This window comes from Gilliamella sp. X-23 (assembly GCF_057063545.1).
Map to the genome: position 1 here is coordinate 1 of NZ_JBXSQG010000027.1, position 1,784 is coordinate 1,784.

Annotated in this window: 1 rRNA gene; it reads left to right on the forward strand. The window is 49.8% G+C overall.

Annotated elements, in window-relative coordinates:
• Positions 1-202 precede the first annotated feature (202 nt).
• Positions 203-1,740 (forward strand): 16S ribosomal RNA (locus ACYH9I_RS11205).
• The last annotated feature ends 44 nt before the right edge of the window (positions 1,741-1,784 follow it).

A 1,784-nucleotide genomic window follows, 5' to 3' on the forward strand; every position in this document is an offset into this window, starting at 1 on the left:
CCCTTGAGACAGCAAACTAAAGCGGTAAAATGTTTGGTTAATATAAAAGCTGTCAGCTCTTTAAAAAGAAGAAACAGACAATCTGTGTGGGCACTTGCGAGACGAAGAATGAAAAGTCTACGGACTTAAAAATTAAGTCTTGATAAGTGACACTGAAGATTCATTTGAATATGTCAGAGACAGTTATTGAGCATCAAACTTTAAATTGAAGAGTTTGATCATGGCTCAGATTGAACGCTGGCGGCAGGCTTAACACATGCAAGTCGAACGGTAACATGAGTGCTTGCACTTGATGACGAGTGGCGGACGGGTGAGTAAGGTATGGGGATCTGCCGAATGGAAGGGGACAACAGTTGGAAACGACTGCTAATACCGTATAATGTCGTGAGACCAAAGCATGGGACTTTCGGGCCATGCGCCATTTGATGAACCCATATGGGATTAGCTAGTAGGTGAGGTAATGGCTCACCTAGGCGACGATCTCTAGCTGGTCTGAGAGGATGACCAGCCACACTGGAACTGAGACACGGTCCAGACTCCTACGGGAGGCAGCAGTGGGGAATATTGCACAATGGGGGGAACCCTGATGCAGCCATGCCGCGTGTATGAAGAAGGCCTTCGGGTTGTAAAGTACTTTCGGTGATGAGGAAGGTAGCGTATCTAATAGGTGCGTTAATTGACGTTAATTACAGAAGAAGCACCGGCTAACTCCGTGCCAGCAGCCGCGGTAATACGGAGGGTGCGAGCGTTAATCGGAATGACTGGGCGTAAAGGGCATGTAGGCGGATAATTAAGTTAGGTGTGAAAGCCCTGGGCTCAACCTAGGAATTGCACTTAAAACTGGTTATCTGGAGTATTGTAGAGGAAGGTAGAATTCCACGTGTAGCGGTGAAATGCGTAGAGATGTGGAGGAATACCGGTGGCGAAGGCGGCCTTCTGGACAGATACTGACGCTGAGATGCGAAAGCGTGGGGAGCAAACAGGATTAGATACCCTGGTAGTCCACGCTGTAAACGATGTCGATTTGGAGTTTGTTGCCTAGAGTGATGGGCTCCGAAGCTAACGCGATAAATCGACCGCCTGGGGAGTACGGCCGCAAGGTTAAAACTCAAATGAATTGACGGGGGCCCGCACAAGCGGTGGAGCATGTGGTTTAATTCGATGCAACGCGAAGAACCTTACCTGGTCTTGACATCCACAGAATCTTGTAGAGATATGAGAGTGCCTTCGGGAACTGTGAGACAGGTGCTGCATGGCTGTCGTCAGCTCGTGTTGTGAAATGTTGGGTTAAGTCCCGCAACGAGCGCAACCCTTATCCTTTGTTGCCATCGGTTAGGCCGGGAACTCAAAGGAGACTGCCGTTGATAAAGCGGAGGAAGGTGGGGACGACGTCAAGTCATCATGGCCCTTACGACCAGGGCTACACACGTGCTACAATGGCGTATACAAAGGGAGGCGACCTCGCGAGAGTAAGCGGACCTCATAAAGTACGTCTAAGTCCGGATTGGAGTCTGCAACTCGACTCCATGAAGTCGGAATCGCTAGTAATCGTGAATCAGAATGTCACGGTGAATACGTTCCCGGGCCTTGTACACACCGCCCGTCACACCATGGGAGTGGGTTGCACCAGAAGTAGATAGCTTAACCTTCGGGGGGGCGTTTACCACGGTGTGGTTCATGACTGGGGTGAAGTCGTAACAAGGTAACCGTAGGGGAACCTGCGGTTGGATCACCTCCTTACGAAGAGCTCGTAAGTGTTCACACAGATTGTTTGTTTAGAAGAG